The organism is Pseudomonas sp. B21-028, from assembly GCF_024749045.1.
Lineage (GTDB): Bacteria > Pseudomonadota > Gammaproteobacteria > Pseudomonadales > Pseudomonadaceae > Aquipseudomonas.
On record NZ_CP087184.1, the window covers coordinates 4,100,781 to 4,121,444 of the forward strand.

Genomic DNA, 20,664 nt, shown 5'->3' on the forward strand with positions numbered 1-20,664 from the left:
CATGAACGATCACAACAACAATATTGCGCTGGATACCGCCATGACCACTACCACCATGACCATGATCCAGGCCCTGCGCTCGGCCATGGACGTGATGCTCGAGCGTGACGACAACGTCGTGGTGTTCGGCCAGGACGTGGGCTACTTCGGCGGCGTGTTCCGCTGCACCGAAGGCCTGCAGAGCAAATACGGCACCTCGCGGGTGTTCGACGCGCCGATCTCAGAAAGCGGCATCGTCGGCGTGGCCGTGGGCATGGGCGCCTACGGATTGAGGCCGGTGGCCGAGATCCAGTTTGCCGACTACGTCTACCCGGCCTCCGACCAGATCATTTCCGAGGCGGCACGCCTGCGCTATCGCTCGGCCGGCGAGTTCACCGCGCCAATGACCCTGCGCATGCCCTGCGGCGGCGGCATCTACGGTGGCCAGACCCACAGCCAGAGCATCGAGGCGATGTTCACCCAGGTCTGCGGCCTGCGCACCGTGATGCCGTCGAACCCCTATGACGCCAAGGGTCTGCTGATCGCCTCCATCGAGAACGATGACCCGGTGATCTTCCTCGAACCCAAGCGCCTGTATAACGGCCCGTTCGACGGCCACCACGACCGCCCGGTAACGCCGTGGTCGAAACACCCGACGGCCCAGGTACCCGACGGCTACTACACCGTACCGCTGGATGTCGCCGCCATCACCCGTCCAGGCAAGGACGTGACCATCCTCACCTACGGCACCACGGTCTACGTGTCCCAGGCCGCAGCAGAAGAAACCGGCATCGATGCCGAGGTCATCGACCTGCGCAGCCTCTGGCCGCTGGACCTGGACACCATCGTCAAGTCGGTGAAGAAGACCGGCCGTTGCGTGGTTGTCCACGAGGCCACCCGCACCTGCGGCTTCGGCGCCGAGCTGGTGTCGCTGGTCCAGGAACATTGCTTCCATCACCTGGAAGCGCCTATCGAGCGTGTCACCGGTTGGGATACCCCCTACCCGCACGCGCAGGAGTGGGCGTATTTCCCAGGGCCGTCCCGTGTGGGCGCGGCGTTGAAACGGGTCATGGAGGTCTGAATGGGCACGCACGTTATCAAGATGCCGGACATCGGCGAAGGCATTGCGGAAGTGGAACTGGCGGCATGGCACGTCAAGGTCGGTGACCTGGTGACCGAGGATCAGGTCCTGGCCGACGTCATGACCGACAAGGCCATGGTGGACATCCCCTCGCCCGTGCATGGCCGGGTCATCGCCCTGGGCGGTGAGCCGGGTGAAGTCATGGCGGTGGGCAGCGAACTGATCCGCATTGAAGTGGAAGGTGCCGGCAACCTGAAGGAATCGGCACAACCGTCGGCTGCGGCGCCGGCCGCCGAGCCCGCGCCGCCCAAAGCGCCTGAGCCCGCGGCGGAGAAACCTGTCGCCGCGCCACTCCCGGCGCGGCAACCCCAGGCGCCGGTGGCCCGCGATCCCGACGAGCGCCCGTTGGCCTCGCCGGCGGTGCGCAAACACGCCCTGGACCTGGGCATTCAGCTGCGTCTGGTCCAGGGCAGCGGCCCTGCCGGTCGGGTGCTGCACGAAGACCTGGAAGCCTATCTGGCCCAGGGCCCCTCGACCCCGGCCAAGGGCGGCTCAGGCTACGCCGAACGTCACGACGAGCAGCAGGTCCCGGTGATCGGCATGCGGCGCAAGATCGCCCAGCGCATGCAGGAAGCCACCCAGCGCGCCGCCCATTTCAGCTACGTCGAGGAAATCGACGTCACCGCTCTCGAAGAGCTGCGGGTTCATCTGAATGAAAAGCACGGTGCCAGTCGTGGCAAGCTGACCTTGCTGCCGTTCCTGGTGCGGGCGCTGGTCGTGGCCTTGCGGGACTTCCCGCAGATGAACGCGCGCTATGACGATGAAGCCCAGGTTATCACCCGCTCCGGTGCGGTGCATGTCGGCGTTGCCACCCAGAGCGACGTTGGCCTGATGGTACCGGTGGTGCGTCACGCCGAGGCCCGCAGCCTGTGGGACAGCGCGGCGGAAATCTCGCGCCTGGCCACGGCGGCCCGCAATGGCAAGGCCAGCCGCGACGAACTGTCCGGCTCGACCATCACCCTGACCAGCCTCGGCGCGTTGGGCGGGATCGTCAGCACTCCGGTGCTGAACCTGCCGGAAGTGGCGATCGTCGGCGTGAACAAAATCGTCGAACGGCCCGTGGTGATCAAGGGCCAGGTGGTGATCCGCAAGATGATGAACCTCTCCAGCTCCTTCGATCACCGGGTGGTCGATGGCATGGACGCTGCGCAATTCATCCAGGCCCTGCGCGGCCTGCTTGAACAACCCGCCACCTTGTTTGTGGACTGATACCAGGAGCAGGCATGCAACAGACTTTGAACACCACCCTGCTGATCATTGGCGGTGGCCCTGGCGGTTACGTGGCGGCGATCCGCGCCGGTCAGCTGGGCATCCCGACCATTCTCGTGGAAGGCCAGGCGCTGGGCGGCACCTGCCTGAACATCGGCTGCATTCCGTCCAAGGCATTGATCCATGTGGCCGAGCAGTTTCATCAGGCACACCATCACAGCCAGGGCTCGGCCCTGGGCATCAGCGCGTCGGCGCCGGTGCTGGACATCGGCAAGAGCGTGGAATGGAAAAATGGCATCGTCGATCGCCTGACCACCGGTGTGGCGACACTGCTGAAAAAGCACAAGGTCCAGGTCATTCACGGCTGGGCCAAGGTCATCGACGGCAAGACTGTCGAGGTCGGCGATAGCCGCATCCAGTGCGAACACCTGCTACTGGCGACCGGCTCGAAAAGCGTCGACCTGCCGATGTTGCCCATTGGTGGGCCCATCGTGTCTTCCACCGAAGCCCTCGCCCCGACCTCGCTGCCCAAGCATCTGGTGGTGGTCGGTGGCGGATACATCGGCCTGGAACTGGGCATTGCCTACCGCAAGCTCGGCGCCGAAGTCAGCGTCGTGGAAGCCCAGGAACGGATCCTCCCGGCCTACGACGCCGAACTGACCCAACCGGTGCATGAGGCGCTCAAGCAACTGGGCGTGAAGTTGTACCTCAAGCACAGCGTCCAGGGCTTCGATGCCCAGGCCAGCACGTTGCAGGTGCGTGACCCCGCCGGCGACACCCTGGACCTGGCCACCGACCGGGTCCTGGTGGCGGTCGGTCGTAAACCCAATACCCAAGGCTGGAATCTCGAAGCCTTGAACCTGACGATGAACGGCTCGGCGCTGAAAATCGACAGTCGCTGCCAGACCAGCATGCGCAACGTCTGGGCCATCGGCGACCTGAGCGGCGAACCGATGCTTGCCCACCGGGCCATGGCCCAGGGCGAAATGGTCGCCGAGCTGATTGCCGGCAAGGCGCGCGAGTTCAACCCTACGGCCATCGCGGCGGTGTGTTTCACCGACCCGGAGCTGGTGGTGGTGGGCAAGACGCCGGACGAGGCCAAGGCAGCCGGCCTGGATTGCATCGTTTCCAGCTTCCCGTTCGCTGCCAACGGCCGGGCGATGACGCTGGAATCGAAGAGTGGCTTTGTACGGGTGGTGGCGCGTCGGGACAACCATGTGATTGTCGGCTGGCAAGCAGTCGGCGTCGGTGTCTCGGAACTGTCCACCGCGTTTGGCCAGTCCCTGGAAATGGGCGCACGGCTGGAAGACATCGCCGGCACCATCCACGCCCATCCGACGCTGGGCGAGGCGGTGCAGGAAGCAGCGTTGCGGGCGTTGGGGCATGCGCTGCATGTGTGACCGATCAGTTGCAGGTGAATGACCTTGTGGCGAGGGGGGTTAGCGCAACGTCGCACCGCCCGCTGGGCTGCGAAGCAGCCCTAAAGCAACCATGTCAGTCTGCCTGACACAACCGAGTCGCCTGGTTTTAGGGCTGCTTCGCAGCCCAGCGGGGATAAATCCCCTCGTCACACGGTTAATTTCATTCCACGGGGTGGGTGTTACAGGCTGCGAAATCCCCCCGGAATGAAGTATTGTTGTCCCCATCCAAAAAACGTCAGAAGCCTTGACCGTTTCGACGGTTATGAAGAGATAGAGGGTGTCATGGGTAACGAGAGCATCAATTGGGACAAACTGGGCTTTGATTACATCAAGACCGACAAGCGCTACCTGTCGCACTGGCGCAATGGTGCCTGGGACACCGGCACCCTGACCGACGACAACGTGCTGCACATCAGCGAGGGCTCCACCGCCCTGCACTACGGCCAGCAATGCTTCGAAGGCCTCAAGGCCTACCGTTGCAAGGACGGCTCGATCAACCTGTTCCGCCCGGACCAGAACGCCGCCCGCATGCAGCGCAGCTGCGCACGCCTGCTGATGCCGCACGTCGACACCGAACAGTTCATCGAAGCCTGCAAGCAAGTGGTTCGCGCCAACGAGCGCTTCATCCCGCCTTACGGCACCGGCGGCGCGCTGTACCTGCGTCCCTTCGTGATCGGCGTGGGTGACAACATCGGCGTGCGCACAGCACCCGAGTTCATTTTCTCGGTCTTCTGCATTCCGGTCGGCGCCTACTTCAAGGGTGGCCTGACCCCGCACAACTTCCTGATCTCCAGCTTCGACCGCGCCGCCCCACAAGGCACCGGCGCCGCCAAGGTCGGTGGCAACTACGCCGCCAGCCTGATGCCCGGCTCCCAGGCCAAGAAGGCCAGCTTCGCCGACTGCATCTACCTCGACCCGCTGACCCATTCGAAAATCGAAGAAGTCGGCTCGGCCAACTTCTTCGGCATCACCCATGACAACAAATTCATCACGCCCAACTCCCCGTCGGTCCTGCCGGGCATCACCCGTCTGTCGCTGATCGAGCTGGCCAAGACCCGCCTGGGCCTGGAAGTGGTTGAAGGTGATGTGTTCATCGACAAGCTGTCGGACTTCAAGGAAGCCGGCGCCTGCGGTACCGCCGCGGTGATCACCCCGATCGGTGGCATCAGCTACAAGGACAAGCTGCACGTGTTCCACAGCGAAACCGAAGTCGGTCCGATCACCCAGAAGCTCTATAAAGAGCTGACCGGCGTGCAGACCGGCGACGTGGAAGCGCCAGCGGGCTGGATCGTCAAGGTCTGATCCGGTAGTACCGAGGGGGCCTGCCCTCTCGCGTGGTGTTGCTGATGACGCCATCGCGAGCAGGCTCGCTCCCACAGGGTTTCTCAGTGTTCATGGGGCTTGCGTTCAACGCAATTCCACTGTGGCAGCGAGCCTGCTCGCGATAGCGCCTGTGGGTTCAACATCCCTCTCTGCGCTGACACCCAATCGCCCGGCCATTTCCCGACGCCCCTTGACCGTCACCGCCAACGCCCGGCTGTCCAGATCCTGAGTCAGCCACTGGCGCTTGATCGCCAATTGCAACAACGCCGCCCCCAAGGCCCCGCCCAGATGCGGCCGACGCATGCTCCAGTCCAGGCAGGGGCAGGCGAATCGGCGTCGTTCACTTGCCAGGGCCTGGACGTCAATGCCCAGCGTCTCGAGCAGCGTCTGGCCGGACTCACTCAGCCGATAATCCCGCCCTTCCACCTCCAGCAACCATCCGGCGTCGATCATGCGGTCATGCAGCCGCACCGCGAGGGTGCCGGCCATGTGGTCGTAGCAGGTGCGGGCGAATTGCAGGCGATCCGGGGTACGCGACACAAAAGCCGGCGCAGGTTTCTGACCGATCACCATCAGCGCTTCCAACGCCTGGGCGACACGCTTGTCTGCCAGGCTGTAATAGCGATGACGGCCCTGCACGTGCAGGCGCACCAGGGCCAGGTCCTTGAGCTTCGCCAAGTGCGCACTGGCAGTGGAGGCACTGACCTCGGCGATGCTCGCCAATTCCGTGCTGGTGCGGGCATGGCCGTCCATCAACGAACAGAGCATCCGGGTACGCGCCGGTTCGGCAATAGCCGCAGCTACCTGGGACACACCAAGATCTGAGTGTTCTGCGTTCATATTTCGCTCCCGGACGAATCAAGCCGTGCGTCAGTTGGAGATAGTAGCAACACTTTAACAATCACGAACAAGGCAGCGCCGCATGGACCCGATCACCGCCGCGACCCATCACGCCCCCTACCCTTACTACGCCAGCCTGCGAACCCAGGGCGGGCTGACCTTCGATCCGCACCTGAAGCTATGGATCGCCGGCAGCGCCGAAGCGGTGTGCGCCGTACTGCGCCACGCCGATTGCCATGTGCGTCCGGCCCACGAACCCGTGCCGAAAGCCATTGCCGATGGCCCTGCCGGTAGAGTATTCGGGCGTCTGATGCGGATGAACGAAGGCGAGCGCCAGCGCTGCCCCCGATCGGTGATTGCACCGGCACTGCAGGACGTCGATCCGCAACAGGTGGAAGCACTGGTCAGGGCACGGGGCATCACGGAGGATGCCGAAGGCCTGCACCAGGCGCAATTCATCGGACCGGCCAGTGTGATAGCCGCGCTGCTGGGTTTCAGTCCAACGCAAAGCCACCTGATCAGTGAACTGACGGGAGATTTCGTCGCGTGCCTGTCGCCCTTGAGTCAAGCCGCGCAGCTGGACGCGGCACATCGGGCCGCCGAGCGACTGGAAACGCTATTCCAGAAGCGCATCCAGGCGCCGGACAGCCCTCTGCTGACGTGCATCTGCCAAGGCTTGGCCGCCGACCCGGACAGCCTGATCGCCAACCTGATCGGCCTGCTCTCGCAGACCTATGAAGCCACGGCGGGCTTGATCGGCAACGCCTTGCTGGCGCTGATCCGCGATCCGGCGTTGCGCCACGCCGTCATGGCCGATCCCAAGCAGATCAGCCCGCTGCTGGCCGAAGTCCAGCGCTTCGACCCCTGCGTGCAGAACACCCGCCGCTTCGTCGCCGCCCCCTGCGAAATCCTCGGTGCGACGTTGAATAGCGGTGACGTGATCCTGGTGCTGCTGGCCTCGGCCAACCGTGACCCTCTGCTCAATCCGCAGCCGGACGACTTCTTGCTGGATCGGCCGAACCGTCGCAGCTTCAGCTTCGGAACCGGGCGTCATGAATGTCCCGGGCAAACCCTGGCGCTGGGCATCGCCCAGGCCACACTGGCGCTGATACTTGAACGCGAACCACGATGGGATAGCCTGACCTGGAGCTACCGGCCTTCGGTCAACGGACGCATCCCGATATTCAGCTCGCAAGCATCCTGACGTGCCCTTGCACCCGTCAATCGTCCCGGGTCAGCACTTCCAGCAGTTCGATTTCAAAGATGAGGTTAGCGTTGGGCTTGATGTGGGCGCCCATGGATCGCTCGCCGTAAGCCAGGCGGGCCGGCACCAGGAGCTTGCGCTTGCCGCCGACCTTCATGCCCATCAGGCCCAGATCCCAGCCCTTGATGACGCGTCCGGTGCCGATTACGCACTGGAAGGGCTTGCCGCGACTGTAGGACGAATCGAACTCAGTACCATCCTCCAGGGTGCCCCGGTATTGAGTGGTAATCAGCGCGCCTTTGACTACGCTTTTACCGTCACCCTGTTCCAGGTCGATGATTTGCAGTTCTTCGTTCATGGGCATTCCCGTGTGATTTCCAGGCGCGGGTTTTCGCAGAAATCAGTGCGCCTGGCAACTCCAGCGGCCTGTGAGTGCAGCGTGCGACTGCGGATGAATCCGGTAAACAGGAGGGAACCGCGGCCCCCGCATCAGTTCACATGGGTATCGACCCTGCTATTCAGATAAGGATGTTCTGATGATCGACTCTCGCCCGCTCCACGGCTTCATTCCTCCCTATATTCTCAATCGCATCATCGCCCACGGCTCCGAACAACAACGCTCCAGTGCCCTCGGCACCCTGACCCATGTGCGCAGCCTGCGGCACAACCCCGGGCCGCCCAGCAACCCTCCCGCCGCCGCGGTGCTGCCCAAGCCGGGCAAGGCCGGACACCCGCAACGCAGCGTGCACGATGCTCAGAACGGCATGGAACTGCCCGGCCAGCCGGTGCGTCTCGAGGGCCAGGCGGCCAGCGGCGACGCGGCCGTGGACGAGGCCTATGACGCCCTGGGCGCCACCTATGATTTCTTCTGGAAGGTCTTGGGTCGCGATTCCATCGACAACAAGGGCTTCGCCCTGGTGGGTAGCGTGCATTATGGCGAAGGCTACGAAAACGCCTTCTGGAACGGCGCGCAGATGGTCTTTGGCGACGGCGATGGAGAAATATTCCAGCGTTTTACCCGCTCCCTGGACGTGGTGGCCCACGAGCTGGCCCACGGCGTCACTGAAAGCGAAGCCGGGTTGATCTATGCCAATCAATCCGGTGCCTTGAACGAGTCCATCTCGGATGTGTTCGGTGTACTGGTCAAGCAGTTCGTCCTCGAACAGACCGCCGACCAGGCCGACTGGTTGATCGGTGCCGACCTGCTCACCGACAAGATCAACGGCGACGGCCTGCGCAACATGGCCAATCCCGGCACCGCCTATGATGACCCGCTGCTGGGCAAGGACCCGCAGCCCGCTCATATGCGCCAGTTCGTCATCACCCGCGAGGACAACGGCGGTGTGCACATCAACTCCGGTATACCCAACCGCGCCTTTTATCTGATAGCCACCGCACTGGGCGGATTTGCCTGGGAAAAGGCCGGCCGTATCTGGTATGAAACCTTGTGCGACAGGAGCCTGGCCAACGACGCGACCTTCAGTGCCTTCGCCCACCTGACCGTCGAGCATGCCCGCCGGCGTTTCGGCGAGCGGGAGGTACGCGCGGTCCAGGACGGCTGGGCCCAGGTCGGCGTCAACCTGACCGAGGAGAGCTGATGAAAACCCTTCCAGACCTTGACGACAACGCCGTGGTGCGCCTGTCACGCCAGGGCGGCGTGGCAGCAATCCACGCCTTGACCCGCCCACGGGAAATCGAGTTCGCCCAATGCGACCTCGACCAGCGCACGCGCATCTGTTCGGTTCTGGAGGGTTGCCTGCCACTGACCTCCTCCACCTCGGGGCGGGGGGATCAACGCTTCTTCCAGATCGAAGTACGCTATCGCGCCAACGATCAGGACGATGAAATGGTGTTGCAGGTGCCCGAGGACCAGGCACCTGGCGAGCTGGTTCATCTGTGGGACAAGGGGGAAGTGCTCTGAAGTCCTAACGCGTGGCCGGAACGATCTTGACGATCGCGCCGGATACGGTTTCGATCAGCAAGTACTTGTCGTCGATATGCACCCATTGCTGGTCGTTTGTCGGCTGTTCGAGCTTCTTCTGTTTCCAGTCTTTCATGGCTCTGTCCGCGCGCTGATAATCCGCGGGTACCCGGTCGTTCTCCACCAGCCTGCGGCCATTGCTCGGCGAATGCTCCAAGGCATCCCCGGTTTTCTCGACCGCTTGTGCAACAGGCCCAAGGGCTCCGAAGCCGACGATCAGGGCCAGGCTGGCGATCAGGGTTGGTTTGCGCATAGAAAGACTCCAGTTATCAGGGTACTGAATCTCCGACTTCAACGGCGGCGAATCATTCCTTTTACTGTAGTGACCAGCTTCCAACCGGATGCAAAAAACCTGTGGGAGCGGGCTTGCTCGCGATAGCGGTGTATCTGCCACAAAGACATTGAATGGACCGCCGCCTTCGCGGGCAAGCCCGGCTCCCACAGGGTCCTGTGGCGCGCACAAGGGCTGCGTACACCCGAATCCAGTGTGGGAGCGAGCCTGCTCGCGATGGCGGCATATCTGTCACAGAAATGTTGAATGGACCGCCGCCTTCGCGGGCAAGCCCGGCTCCCACAGGATCCTGTGGCGTGCACAAGGGCTGCGTACACCCGAATCCAGGGTGGGAGCGGGCTTGCTCGCGAAAGCGGTGTATCTGCCACAAAGACATTGAATGGACCGCCGCCTTCGCGGGCAAGCCCGGCTCCCACAGGGTCCTGTGGCGTGCACAAGGGCTGCGTACACCCGAATCCAGTGTGGGAGCGAGCCTGCTCGCGATGGCGGCATATCTGTCACAGAAATGTTGAATGGACCGCCGCCTTCGCGGGCAAGCCCGGCTCCCACAGGGTCCTGTGGCGCGCACAAGGGCTGCGTACACCCGAATCCAGTGTGGGAGCGGGCTTGCTCGCGAAAGCGGTGTATCTGCCACAAAGACATTGAATGGACCGCCGCCTTCGCGGGCAAGCCCGGCTCCCACAGGTCCAGCGGCGTACTCGATATCTCCTACACCATGACTCCTTCCTGTGGGAGCGAGCCTGCTCGCGATGGCGGCCGCACAGCCAACATCACCCGCAGCTGACCCACCGCTATCGCGAGCAAGCACGCTCCCACAGGGGATGCTGTTTCAGACCACCGCCAAGCGTGGCGACTTGCGGATATTCTGCAGGAAGCGATCAGCCGGCACCGGATGGCCCAGCAGGTAGCCTTGCAGCGAGTCGCAGCCCAGTTGGGTCAGGAAGTCCTGTTGCACATCGGTCTCCACCCCTTCGGCGACGATCCGCAGGCCAAGGGCCTGGCCGAGGGCGACGATGGCCGAGACGATAGCGGCGTCGTCGCTGTCGTGCTCCAGGTCGCGCACGAAGCCGCGATCGATCTTCAGTTCGTTGGCCGGCAGTCGCTTGAGGTACATCAGGCTTGAATAACCCGTACCGAAGTCGTCGATGGACAGGTCCACACCCATGTCCGAAAGCTGCTGCAGCACCGTCATGCTGGCATCCGCGTCGCTCATGGCGGTGGTTTCAGTGATTTCCAGGGTCAGGTTGTTGGGCAACAGATGATGAACCTCCAGCGCCTTGGCGACACTTTGCACCAGCCCGATGTGGCAGAACTGCAAGGCCGAGAGGTTCACGGCGATACGCCAATCGGTATAACCGAGCACATACCATTCGCGCATCTGGCGACAGGCCTCGTTCAGTACCCATTCACCGATGGGAATGATCAGCCCGGTCTTTTCCGCCAGGTCGATGAAGGTGTCGGGCATCAACAGCCCCTGGGTCGGATGGTGCCAGCGCAGCAGCGCCTCGGCGCCGACCGGACGACCGTTGGCGGCGTCGAACTTGGGTTGGTAATGCAGGCTGAACTGCCGCTGCTCGACGGCGATGCGCAGGTCTTGCAGCAACTGCAATTGCTTGCGGGCATTGCTGTTCATCGAGGCATCGAAAAAGCTGTAGCCGTTCTTGCCGGCGCCTTTGGCGTGGTACATCGCCGCGTCGGCGTTCATCAACAACTCTTCGGCGCTCAGACCGTTGCCCGGGAACAGCGCGATACCGACGCTGGCGGAAATCTGCAGATCATGCTCAGTGACCCGGAACGTGCGGCCGATCAAGCCGACCTGGCGCGCCGCCAGCCGCAACGCGTCGTCTGGCTCGGCCAGTTGCACCAACAGCACGAATTCATCACCGCCGATCCGCGCCAGGGTGTCCTGGTTGCGCAAGTCTTCGCGCAGGCGCAGGGCCACGTCCCGCAACAGCAAATCCCCCATGTGATGGCCGAAGGCATCGTTGACCGGTTTGAAGCCGTCCAGGTCGATGAACATCAAGGCGAAGCAGCCCCCCTGTTCCTGCACCCGGTGCATGGCCTGGTCGATTCGGTCGGCCAGCAGCACCCGGTTGGGCAATCCGGTGAGGGGGTCGTGCAGGGCCAGTTGAGTCAGCTCCCGGTTCGCCTGGGTCAACGATTGGGCCAGTTCCGCGGTTCGGGCCTCCAGGCGTGCGTCGAGAATCGACGTCAACAGGGCGATGGCCAATACCGCCAAAGTCGTGATCAGCACCACGTTGTCCAGGCCTTTGCCGCTCAAGCCGTCGAGGGAACCACAGAAGCTGCCGTCCCTGAACTGTGCCCCGGCCATGCCGGTGTAATGCATGCCGACAATGGCGATGCCCATGATCACGGCGGCACCGGCACGGGCCAGTCGTACATGGGGGCTGTTGTGACGCAGGCGGAAGGCAATCCACAATGCCGCGGCGGAGGCCGCTACCGCGATCACCAGTGAAGCACCGAACAGCGTGGGGTCGTAGTCGATGCCCGGCTGCATCCGCAAAGCCGCCATGCCGGTGTAATGCATGGCGCTGATGCCGGCGCCCATGATCAACGCGCCGAAAGCCAACTGCCAGGCCGGCAAACGTGGCTGACTGACCAGCCACAGGGCAAAACCGCTGGAAAGGATGGCGATCAACAACGACAGCGCGGTGATCGATACATCGTAGCCAAGCTCCACTGGCAAGGTGAATGCCAGCATGCCGATGAAGTGCATCGACCAGATGCCCACCCCCATCGCCAGCGCACCACCGGCCATCCAGAGGTGGGCGGCACGACCACGGGTGGTAACGATACGCCCGGCCAGATCCAGCGCGGTGTAGGACGCCAGTACCGCTACCAATAGGGAAATCGAAACAAGGGCGGGGGAATAACTGCCGATGAGCATGGGGAGTTTTCTCGTAGCTGAAACGCCGAACTGCCTCCATGCCTGATTGAGGTCGGGATTGTACCCAATCGTGTCGCAGGGAAGTATCAAAAAGCCATCAGTCTTGAATATTTGCGACGAAAGACACCTTGGCCTGTACGGAGATTGCCATTAGGTGTGTCGCCGCTTCGTGAGCCGTCAGCGTCCGCGACAATACTGGATCCGATCCGATCCGGTTCGGCTAAGCTTGCACACGACTTCAAGGAGAACGCAGCAATGACCCGCGCCACCGCCACTGCATTATTGGTGATAGACGTACAAAACGACTTCATCCCGGGTGGGCCACTGGCCGTGCCGGGAGGCGACGAGATCGTGCCGCTGATCAACCGGTTGGGCCGCTCATTCAACCAGGTCATCCTCGCCCAGGACTGGCACCCGGTCGGGCACGCTTCGTTTGCGTCCAGCCACCCTGGCAAGCAACCCTTCGACACCACCCCGTTACCCTACGGCGAACAAACGCTTTGGCCCGACCACTGCATCCAGGGCTCCAAGGGCGCGGCGCTGCACCCGGCACTGGACCTGCCCCACGCCCAATTGATCATCCGCAAGGGCTGCAACCCGGACATCGACAGCTACTCGGCGTTCATGGAGGCCGACCGCCAGACGCCCACCGGCCTGGCGGGTTATCTCAAGGAGCGCGGCATCGGCACGGTCTACGTGGTGGGGCTGGCCCTGGATTTCTGCGTGATGTTCACCGCTCTGGATGCCCGGATCGCGGGGTTTAACGCCGTCGTGATACTCGACGCCTGTCGGGGCATCGATCTCGACGGTTCGATGGAAATGGCGATCCGGCGGATGCGGGCAGCAGGCGTGGAGTTGATTCAATCCACCGCCATGACGGCCTGACCCCATGTCCTTCCTCGCCCGAACCCATCCACGTCTTTCCGGCGCGACGGCGCTTGGCCTGATGGCGGGACTCCTGGTTCCCGCGGACTCTGTCATCGGCAAAATTCTGATCGGCTGGAATGTCGGGGTCTGGACGTACCTGGCGCTGATGTTCTGGCTGACCGTGCGAGCCAAGGCCCCCGACGTCAAGCGCATCGCCGAGATCGAAGACGAAAATGCCGGGTTGGTGCTGTTGATGGTCTGCATCGCCGCGCTGGCCAGCCTGGCGACCATCACCTTTGAACTGGCCGGCAGTCGCGACCTGCAAACCGCAGGCAAGCTGCTGCACTACGGTTTCACCGCGCTCACGGTCATCGGTTCATGGCTGTTGATCGGGGTGATCTTCAGCGTTCATTACGCACGGTTGTATTACACCTGGGACGGCAAGGAACCGGCCCTGCGGTTTGCCGAAGGGCTGACCACGCCCAATTATTGGGCTCGTTCACCATCGGCGTGGCGGTCCAGACGTCGGACGTCGGCGTTGCGACGCGGCAGTTGCGCAAGATCGTGCTGGCGCAATCGTTGATCGGGTTTGTGTTCAACACGGCGATTCTCGGGTTCTCGATCAATATTGCGGCGGGGTTGTTTGGGTGATGAGGGGTGGGGGGGCCGCTTTGCGGCCCGGCGGGGCGGTGCGACGTTTCGCTAAATCCCCTCGCCACAGGAAACTGTAGGTTATGGCTGGGGCGTTGGCAGCCATAGCCTGAAGCGGGCGCCGCCCAGCGGTGAGACTTCGGCCGTCAAGGTGCCGCCCTGGGCCTCCAGGGCGCGGCGGCTGATGGCCAGGCCCAGGCCGAAGCCGCCCGTGGCGCGGTCACGACTGCGGTCCAGGCGATAGAAGGGCTCGAACACCCGCTCGCGCTCACCGTCGGGAATGCCGATGCCGTCGTCGTCGACCCAGATCTCACAGCCCTCGTCGCCCACCCGCACGCCGACCTGGATCCGCTTCTCGCAATACCGCATGGCATTGCGCAACAGGTTCTGCAGTGCCCTGGCTGTCAGCCGCGGGTCCAGTACAAAACGCTCCAGCGCTCCGTGCAAGAGCACGTCAATCACCACGTCCGGCGCCGCCAGATCCTCATCGACACTACCCAGGATGCTGTCGATGAATTCGTCCAGCGGCACTTCGACACGCTCCGGCAAACGCTCGGGATTCTGCAACCGGCTGTAGGAGAGCAATTCCAGCACCAGCTCGTCCAGTTCGCGAATGTGCGCCACCAACCCTTGCAGCCGCTCGCGGCTGGCCGGCGGCAAGTCATCGGACAGCGCCAGGGCCAGGCCGAAGTCGAGCCGGGTCAAAGGGGTACGCAGTTCGTGGGAGACCGCGTTGAGCAGGTCCCGTTGCTGGTTGAGCAGGTTCTCGATGTCGCTGGCCATGGTGTCGAATACATGGGCCAGGCTACCGATGTTCGAGCTGGAGGCGATGTGCGTGCGCTCGCTCAAATGGCCCTTGCCGAAGCGCTCGGCGGTGCCCCTGAGGCGTTCCAGGTCGCGCCAGTGCGGCCGCAGCCACAACAACAGGCACGCCAGCATCGTCGCGCCGATCAATACGTTGATACTCCAGTACAACCAATTGACGTCGGCCGGATCCGGAGGAACGACCATCTTGACCGCCGTGCGCCCGTCCAGCGGCGCCACGGCCAAAGTTCGCCAGGCCCAGTCGCCGAGCCGCACCACGTTTTCACCACGCTTGAGACGGGCTTGTTCATCGGCACTGAAGTCCGCGTCATCGATGGCGGCCAGCTCGATGCGCAGCGGTTCGAACTCCTTGTCCATCTGCGCCGCCAGCGCCGGCCATTGCTCACTCGGCACGGCATGGAACTGCTTGCTCAGCAGTGTTTGCAGGCCACGGGAATAGTCGAGGTTGTAGCTCATGAACCGCTCATGGAACAGACGGATCACCAATTCCGGCATCAGGTAGATCGCTGCGCTGTAGGACACGATCGTGACCAGGTAAAGGCGGATCAACAGCTTCCACATCGACTCAGCACTCCCACTCGGAGCGGCTGAACAGATACCCCTTGCCCCACACGGTCTTGATCTTGCGTGCTTCGCCGGCGTTGTCGTCGAACTTGCGGCGCAGCTTGGAAATCGCCACGTCCACCGAGCGGTCGGTGCCGTTGAATTCGATGCCGCGCAAGCGTTGCAAGATCTGGTCGCGGCTCAGCACTTCGCCGGAATGACGGGCCAGCACCACCAGCAGGTTGTATTCGCCGCTGGACAGTTCCACCGCTTGCCCGCGCCAGGTCACGGTGCGCTCGGACAAGTCGATGCACAGGTTACCCATGAGGATGCGGTCGTTGGCGGTCTGTGGCTCGCTGAGGCTGCTGCGCCGCAACAAGGTGCGCACCCGCGCCAGCAACACCCGCGGCTCGCACGGCTTGGTGACGTAGTCGTCGGCGCCCATCTCCAGGCCCAGCACCTGGTCGTGACTGTCGTCCCGGGCGGTCAGCATCAGGATCGGTAACGTCGCCGAATCGGCCCGCAGCAAACGGCACACCTGCAAGCCGTCCAGCCCCGGCAGCATCAGGTCGAGGATCACCAGGTCCGGCGGATCGACCCGCGCCCGCTCGCGCACATGATCACCCCGGCTGAGCACGCTGACTTGATAGCCGTTGCGTTCCAGGTAACTGGCGATCAGTTCGCTGAGGGCGGTGTCGTCTTCCACCAGGAGGATGTTGGGCATGGGCGTTTCCAGAAAGTGCTGTGGCGCCTGGCAGGGCCTCATCGCGAGCAGGCTCGCTCCCACAGGAGTCCGCGTGCCCCTTGTGGGAGCGAGCCTGCTCGCGATGAGGCCCGGCCAGGCGCAGAAAATCTCAAGCTGCCAAGGATATACGTCCTCACCCACCCGCGAGCAAACCCCTTACACAATTTCACATACCCCCTACAAAGCTTTACCGCTGTCCCCAACCGCTCTCCGTAGCATGGCGATGTTCATCATTGGGGAAGCACCATGCCAAAGAACTCTTTCGCCACCCTGGGCCTGTTGCTCGGGGTACTGTCGTTGAGCGCCTGCGACAAGGCCTCGCCGCCCACGGACGAAGCGCCGCGCCCCACCGTTGCCATCGAAACCGTCGAAGCCCGGCCGCTGTCCATCAGCAGCGAGTTGAGCGGGCGTATCGCCGCGCCGCGCATCGCCGAAGTCCGCGCACGGGTGCCCGGCGTGGTGTTGCAACGGGTCTACCGCGAAGGCAGCGATGTGAAGAAAGGCGATGTGTTGTTTCGCATCGACCCGGCGCCGTTCAAGGCTGACCTGGACAGCGCCGAAGCGGCGCTGCGCAAGGCCGAGGCCAATGCGTTCCAGGCGCGCTTGCAGGCGCAGCGCTATGCCCGGTTGATCGAGGACAACGCCATCAGCGCCCAGGACTACGACAACGCCCGCGCCGCCGCACGCCAGACCGCCGCTGACGTCGCCGCCAACAAGGCAGCCGTCGAACGGGCCCGGTTGAACCTGGGTTATGCCACGGTCACCGCGCCGATTGCCGGACGCATCGGCCGGGCGCTGGTCACCGAAGGCGCGCTGGTAGGTCAGAACGAAACCACGCCGCTGGCCCTTATCCAGCAGTTGAACCCGATCCACGCCGACCTCACGCAATCGACCCGCGAACTCAACGAGTTGCGCCGGGCCTTGCGCTCCGGCCAGTTGCAGCAGGTCGGCCAGGACCAGGCCAAGGCCACGTTGATCCAGGACGACGGCAGCCTCTATCCGCTACCGGGTAAATTGCTCTTCACCGACATCAGCGTCGACCCTGGCACCGGCCAGATCACCCTGCGCAGCGAGTTTCCCAACCCCGACCTCGACCTGCTGCCCGGCAGCTTCGTGCGCGTGCGCCTGGAGCAGGCCGTCGACCGCCAGGGCATCAGCGTGCCGCAACGGGCCATCCAGCGTGACAGCGCAGGCACAGCCCAGGTGCTGCTGGTCGACGCCGAGCTGCAAGTCAGCCTGCAACCGGTGGAACTGGGCGGCGTGCAGGACAACCGCTGGATCGTCACCCACGGCCTGAAGCCGGGCGACCGCATCGTCGTCGAAGGCCTGCAACATGCCCGCCCCGGTGAAAAAGTCCGGATCGACAACTCCCCTCTTCCAGTTGCCCAGGCACCTGGTCAGTAAGCAGGACGTTTCCCATGCCGCAGTTCTTTATCGACCGTCCGGTGTTCGCCTGGGTGGTCGCGTTGTTCATCCTGCTGGCCGGTGTGCTGGCGATCCCGCACTTGCCGGTGGCGCAGTACCCGGACGTCGCGCCGCCACAGATCGAAATCTACGCGGTATACCCCGGCGCCTCGGCGCAAACCGTGGACCAGAGCGTCGTCAGCCTGATCGAGGAGGAACTCAACGGTGCCGACAACCTGTTGTACTTCGGTTCCCAGAGCAGCCTGGGCAGCGCCACCATCACCGCGACGTTCAAGCCTGGCACCAACCCGGAACTGGCTCAGGTCGACGTGCAGAACCGCCTCAAGGCGGTGGAGTCGCGCCTGCCCCAGGCGGTCACCCAGCAAGGCTTGCAGGTGGACAAGGTCTCGGCCGGTTTCCTGCTGCTGATCACCCTCACGTCCAATGACGGCAAGCTCGACGACGTCGCTCTCAGCGACTACCTGGCGCGCAACGTGATGAACGAGATCAAGCGCCTGGACGGCGTCGGCAAGGCGCAGTTGTACGGGGCGGAACGGGCGATGCGGATCTGGATCGACCCGCAGAAACTGCTCGGCTTCAATCTGACTCCGGCCGACGTCAACGCCGCCGTCCTGGCGCAGAACGCCCAGGTTTCAGCGGGTAGCATTGGCGACTTGCCGAGCCGCGGCACCCAGGAAATCACCGCGACCATCCTGGTCAAGGGCCAGTTGTCGACGCCGGAAGAATTCGCCGACATCGTGCTCAAGGCCAATCCCGACGGCTCCACCGTGCGCATCGGCGATGTGGCGCGGGTGGAAGTCGGCAGCCAGGAGTATCAGTTCTCCACGCGCCTCAACGGCAAGCCCTCCACGGCCGTCGGCGTGCAACTGTCGCCAGGGGCCAATGCCCTGAGCACAGCGACCCTGGTGCGGGCGAAAATGGACGAACTGGCGCGCTACTTCCCGGCCGGCGTGGAATACAAAATCCCCTACGACACCTCGCCATTCGTCAAAGTCTCCATCACCAAGGTGATCTACACCCTGGGCGAGGCCATGCTGCTGGTGTTCGCCGTGATGTTCCTGTTCCTGCAGAACATCCGCTACACCCTGATCCCGACGCTGGTGGTGCCGGTGGCGCTGATGGGCACGTTCGCCATCATGCTGGCCCTGGGCTTCTCCATCAACGTGCTGACCATGTTCGGCATGGTGCTCGCCATCGGTATCCTGGTGGACGACGCCATCGTCGTGGTGGAAAACGTCGAACGGATCATGGCCAGCGAAGGGCTGTCGCCCAAGGACGCCACGCGCAAGGCGATGCGCCAGATCACCGGGGCTATCATCGGCATCACCCTGGTGTTGGTGGCGGTGTTCATTCCGATGGCGTTCATGCAGGGTTCGGTGGGGGTCATCTATCGGCAGTTCTCGCTGTCCATGGCCACATCGATCCTGTTCTCGGCGTTCCTGGCCCTGACATTGACTCCAGCCCTCTGTGCGACCCTGCTGAAACCGATCGCCCAGGGCGAGCACCACGCCAAGGGTGGATTCTTCGGCTGGTTCAATCGGCGCTTCGACCAGTTGGGCGATCGCTATCAGGGCTGGGTGGCCTACGCGCTGAAGCGCACCGGGCGTTATCTGCTGATCTACGGTTTGCTGCTGGTGGGCATGGGCCTGCTGTTCAGTCGCCTGCCCTCCTCGTTCCTGCCGGTGGAAGACCAGGGCTACACCATCACCGACATCCAACTGCCGCCCGGCGCGAGCAAGAACCGCACGGTGCAGGTGGTCGAGCAGATCGAAGCCCATAACGCCGGCGAACCGGGAGTGGGTGACAGTACGGTGATCCTGGGTTTCAGTTTCTCCGGTAGCGGGCAGAACGCGGCGCTGGCGTTCACCACCCTCAAGGACTGGTCGGACCGTGGTAGCGACGACTCGGCCAGCGCCATTGCCGAGCGGGCCAACCAGGCCTTCGGCGGGATCAAGGACGCCATGGCCTTCGCCGTGCTGCCGCCACCGGTGGATGGCCTGGGGACGTCCAGCGGCTTCGAGTTCCGCCTGCAGGATCGCGGCGGCCTCGGCCATGCCACGCTGATGCAAGCCCGCGACGCATTGCTCGCCGCCGCCGAAAAGAGCCCGCTGCTGATCAACGTGCGCGAGAGCGCCCTGGCCGAAGCGCCGCAAGTGCAACTGGAAGTCGACCGCAAGCAGGCCAATGCCCTGGGGGTGTCTTTCGCCGATGTCGGCAACGTGCTGGCGACCGCCGTGGGTTCTAGTTACATCAATGATTTCCCCAACCAGGGGCGCATGCAGCGGGTGGTGGTCCAGGCCGAAGGCGACCAGCGCAGCCAGGTGGCCGATCTGCTGAAGATCCATGTGCGCAACGATGCCGGGAAAATGGTGCCGTTGTCGGCCTTCGTCCAGGCCAAGTGGACCCAGGGCCCGACGCAACTGACCCGCTACAACGGCTACCCGGCCATCAGCATTTCCGGCGAACCGGCACCGGGCTACAGCACTGGCCAGGCCATGGCGGAAATTGAACGGCTGGTGGCCCAGGGTCCGGCGGGCCTGGGCCAGGAATGGACCGGGCTGTCGTTGCAGGAACGCCTGTCCGGCAGCCAGGCGCCGATCTTGCTGGGCCTGTCGCTGCTGGTGGTGTTCCTGTGCCTGGCGGCGCTGTACGAGAGCTGGTCGATTCCCGCCTCGGTGCTGCTGGTGGTACCGCTGGGGGTACTCGGCGCGGTGCTGGCGGTGTCGTTGCGCGGCATGCCCAACGATGTGTTCTTCAAGGTCGGCCTGGTGACCATCATCGGCCTGTCGGCCAAGAACGCGATCCTGATCATCGAGTTCGCCAAAAGCCTGTACGACGAAGGCCATGACCTGGTCGACGCCACCCTCCAGGCCGCACGCCTGCGCCTGCGGCCGATCATCATGACCTCCCTGGCATTCATCCTCGGCGTGGTGCCCCTGGCAATCGCCACCGGGGCCAGTTCGGCGAGCCAGCAGGCCATCGGGACCGGAGTGATTGGCGGGATGATCAGCGCGACGTTGGCGGTGGTGTTTGTGCCGGTGTTTTTCGTGGGAGTGATGAAACTCGTACGCAGGGCCGGCAGACAACGCTGAATCGGTGGGGGAAAGTTTGCTCGCAAATGCGTCAGGCCAGGCGATTGATGTTGGCTGATGCACCGTATCGCGAGCGGGTTCGCTAACCCTCTGTATAGGTCCATGTGGCATCCATGGCAGGGTCGCAGTCGGATGAGGTCTGGGTTACTTAATGCCTGAAAGGGAGGTGTGCCTACTGTCAGAGTTGACAGTAGGCACACCTTCGGAACCGCCCTTCC

General features: G+C 63.6%; 16 protein-coding genes and 1 pseudogene. 11 read left to right on the plus strand and 6 right to left on the minus strand.

The features are described 5' to 3' along the window. The first annotated feature begins 1 nt into the window (after position 1). From LOY35_RS17240 to LOY35_RS17255, 4 genes are all read left to right on the plus strand, one after another. The gene (locus tag LOY35_RS17240; RefSeq protein ID WP_258625082.1) at positions 2 to 1,060 is read left to right on the plus strand and encodes an alpha-ketoacid dehydrogenase subunit beta; all 1,059 of its coding nucleotides are present in this window, start codon (positions 2 to 4) and stop codon (positions 1,058 to 1,060) included. Next, positions 1,061 to 2,329, plus strand: a complete 1,269-nt coding sequence (locus LOY35_RS17245; RefSeq protein ID WP_258625085.1) for a dihydrolipoamide acetyltransferase family protein — start codon at positions 1,061 to 1,063, stop codon at positions 2,327 to 2,329. Positions 2,330 to 2,343: 14 nt separating this feature from the next. Continuing rightward, positions 2,344 to 3,729 carry a dihydrolipoyl dehydrogenase gene (lpdA, locus tag LOY35_RS17250; RefSeq protein ID WP_258625088.1) on the plus strand — a complete coding sequence of 462 codons (1,386 nt, stop codon included), beginning with the start codon at positions 2,344 to 2,346 and terminating at the stop codon, positions 3,727 to 3,729. A 303-nt stretch (positions 3,730 to 4,032) separates the two neighbouring features. Then, the gene (locus LOY35_RS17255; RefSeq protein WP_258625090.1) at positions 4,033 to 5,052 is read left to right on the plus strand and encodes a branched-chain amino acid aminotransferase; all 1,020 of its coding nucleotides are present in this window, start codon (positions 4,033 to 4,035) and stop codon (positions 5,050 to 5,052) included. 105 nt (positions 5,053 to 5,157) lie between these two features. Here LOY35_RS17255 and LOY35_RS17260 read toward each other — a convergent pair whose 3' ends face one another. Continuing rightward, positions 5,158 to 5,913: a helix-turn-helix transcriptional regulator gene (locus LOY35_RS17260; protein ID WP_258625092.1), complete on the minus strand. Its 756-nt coding sequence runs from the start codon at positions 5,911 to 5,913 to the stop codon at positions 5,158 to 5,160. An 82-nt stretch (positions 5,914 to 5,995) separates the two neighbouring features. Here LOY35_RS17260 and LOY35_RS17265 point away from each other — a divergent pair, with 82 nt between their 5' ends. Continuing rightward, complete coding sequence (locus LOY35_RS17265) at positions 5,996 to 7,117, plus strand: cytochrome P450 (RefSeq protein ID WP_258625094.1); 1,122 nt, start codon at positions 5,996 to 5,998, stop codon at positions 7,115 to 7,117. 16 nt (positions 7,118 to 7,133) lie between these two features. On the opposite strand, the gene LOY35_RS17270 is transcribed toward LOY35_RS17265, so the two are convergent. Beyond that, complete coding sequence (locus LOY35_RS17270) at positions 7,134 to 7,475, minus strand: FKBP-type peptidyl-prolyl cis-trans isomerase (protein WP_258625096.1); 342 nt, start codon at positions 7,473 to 7,475, stop codon at positions 7,134 to 7,136. A 178-nt stretch (positions 7,476 to 7,653) separates the two neighbouring features. Between LOY35_RS17270 and LOY35_RS17275 the strand changes: the two genes are divergently transcribed. Then, positions 7,654 to 8,715, plus strand: coding sequence for a M4 family metallopeptidase (locus LOY35_RS17275; RefSeq protein ID WP_258625098.1), 1,062 nt, complete (start codon positions 7,654 to 7,656; stop codon positions 8,713 to 8,715). Further along, entirely contained in the window at positions 8,715 to 9,038 is a 324-nt protein-coding gene (locus LOY35_RS17280; protein WP_258625099.1) for a protealysin inhibitor emfourin, read from the plus strand. The genes LOY35_RS17275 and LOY35_RS17280 overlap by 1 nt, the downstream gene beginning before the upstream one ends. A 4-nt stretch (positions 9,039 to 9,042) precedes the next feature. Here LOY35_RS17280 and LOY35_RS17285 read toward each other — a convergent pair whose 3' ends face one another. Together LOY35_RS17285 and LOY35_RS17290 are read right to left on the minus strand one after the other, a co-directional pair. Beyond that, on the minus strand, positions 9,043 to 9,351 hold the full coding sequence (locus LOY35_RS17285) for an RcnB family protein (RefSeq protein ID WP_258625100.1): 309 nt from the start codon (positions 9,349 to 9,351) through the stop codon (positions 9,043 to 9,045). Positions 9,352 to 10,219: 868 nt separating this feature from the next. Next, on the minus strand, positions 10,220 to 12,298 hold the full coding sequence (locus tag LOY35_RS17290; protein ID WP_258625101.1) for a bifunctional diguanylate cyclase/phosphodiesterase: 2,079 nt from the start codon (positions 12,296 to 12,298) through the stop codon (positions 10,220 to 10,222). 255 nt (positions 12,299 to 12,553) lie between these two features. On the opposite strand from LOY35_RS17290, the gene pncA reads away from it, so the two are divergent. After that, complete coding sequence (pncA, locus tag LOY35_RS17295; RefSeq protein WP_258625103.1) at positions 12,554 to 13,183, plus strand: bifunctional nicotinamidase/pyrazinamidase; 630 nt, start codon at positions 12,554 to 12,556, stop codon at positions 13,181 to 13,183. Positions 13,184 to 13,187: 4 nt separating this feature from the next. Next, positions 13,188 to 13,816 (plus strand): annotated as a pseudogene (locus LOY35_RS17300) (DUF1345 domain-containing protein). Positions 13,817 to 13,897: 81 nt separating this feature from the next. Here the strand turns inward: LOY35_RS17300 and LOY35_RS17305 are convergent. After that, a complete protein-coding gene (locus LOY35_RS17305) occupies positions 13,898 to 15,202 on the minus strand; it encodes an ATP-binding protein (RefSeq protein WP_258625105.1) in 1,305 nt (434 codons plus the stop codon). 4 nt (positions 15,203 to 15,206) lie between these two features. After that, positions 15,207 to 15,908, minus strand: a complete 702-nt coding sequence (locus LOY35_RS17310) for a response regulator transcription factor (protein ID WP_024777367.1) — start codon at positions 15,906 to 15,908, stop codon at positions 15,207 to 15,209. A 267-nt stretch (positions 15,909 to 16,175) separates the two neighbouring features. Between LOY35_RS17310 and LOY35_RS17315 the strand changes: the two genes are divergently transcribed. Together LOY35_RS17315 and LOY35_RS17320 are read left to right on the plus strand one after the other, a co-directional pair. Beyond that, the gene (locus tag LOY35_RS17315; protein WP_258625107.1) at positions 16,176 to 17,333 is read left to right on the plus strand and encodes an efflux RND transporter periplasmic adaptor subunit; all 1,158 of its coding nucleotides are present in this window, start codon (positions 16,176 to 16,178) and stop codon (positions 17,331 to 17,333) included. 14 nt (positions 17,334 to 17,347) lie between these two features. Further along, a complete protein-coding gene (locus LOY35_RS17320; RefSeq protein ID WP_258625110.1) occupies positions 17,348 to 20,446 on the plus strand; it encodes an efflux RND transporter permease subunit in 3,099 nt (1,032 codons plus the stop codon). The last annotated feature ends 218 nt before the right edge of the window (positions 20,447 to 20,664 follow it).

Coding starts and splice junctions, on each gene's coding strand:
- LOY35_RS17315 (WP_258625107.1), top strand. CDS start 16,176: ATGCCAAAGAACTCTTTCGCCACCCTGGGCCTGTTGCTCGGGGTACTG.
- LOY35_RS17275 (WP_258625098.1), top strand. CDS start 7,654: ATGATCGACTCTCGCCCGCTCCACGGCTTCATTCCTCCCTATATTCTC.
- lpdA (WP_258625088.1), top strand. CDS start 2,344: ATGCAACAGACTTTGAACACCACCCTGCTGATCATTGGCGGTGGCCCT.
- pncA (WP_258625103.1), top strand. CDS start 12,554: ATGACCCGCGCCACCGCCACTGCATTATTGGTGATAGACGTACAAAAC.
- LOY35_RS17245 (WP_258625085.1), top strand. CDS start 1,061: ATGGGCACGCACGTTATCAAGATGCCGGACATCGGCGAAGGCATTGCG.
- LOY35_RS17290 (WP_258625101.1), bottom strand. CDS start 12,298: ATGCTCATCGGCAGTTATTCCCCCGCCCTTGTTTCGATTTCCCTATTG.
- LOY35_RS17260 (WP_258625092.1), bottom strand. CDS start 5,913: ATGAACGCAGAACACTCAGATCTTGGTGTGTCCCAGGTAGCTGCGGCT.
- LOY35_RS17285 (WP_258625100.1), bottom strand. CDS start 9,351: ATGCGCAAACCAACCCTGATCGCCAGCCTGGCCCTGATCGTCGGCTTC.
- LOY35_RS17270 (WP_258625096.1), bottom strand. CDS start 7,475: ATGAACGAAGAACTGCAAATCATCGACCTGGAACAGGGTGACGGTAAA.
- LOY35_RS17320 (WP_258625110.1), top strand. CDS start 17,348: ATGCCGCAGTTCTTTATCGACCGTCCGGTGTTCGCCTGGGTGGTCGCG.
- LOY35_RS17310 (WP_024777367.1), bottom strand. CDS start 15,908: ATGCCCAACATCCTCCTGGTGGAAGACGACACCGCCCTCAGCGAACTG.
- LOY35_RS17255 (WP_258625090.1), top strand. CDS start 4,033: ATGGGTAACGAGAGCATCAATTGGGACAAACTGGGCTTTGATTACATC.
- LOY35_RS17240 (WP_258625082.1), top strand. CDS start 2: ATGAACGATCACAACAACAATATTGCGCTGGATACCGCCATGACCACT.
- LOY35_RS17305 (WP_258625105.1), bottom strand. CDS start 15,202: ATGTGGAAGCTGTTGATCCGCCTTTACCTGGTCACGATCGTGTCCTAC.
- LOY35_RS17265 (WP_258625094.1), top strand. CDS start 5,996: ATGGACCCGATCACCGCCGCGACCCATCACGCCCCCTACCCTTACTAC.
- LOY35_RS17280 (WP_258625099.1), top strand. CDS start 8,715: ATGAAAACCCTTCCAGACCTTGACGACAACGCCGTGGTGCGCCTGTCA.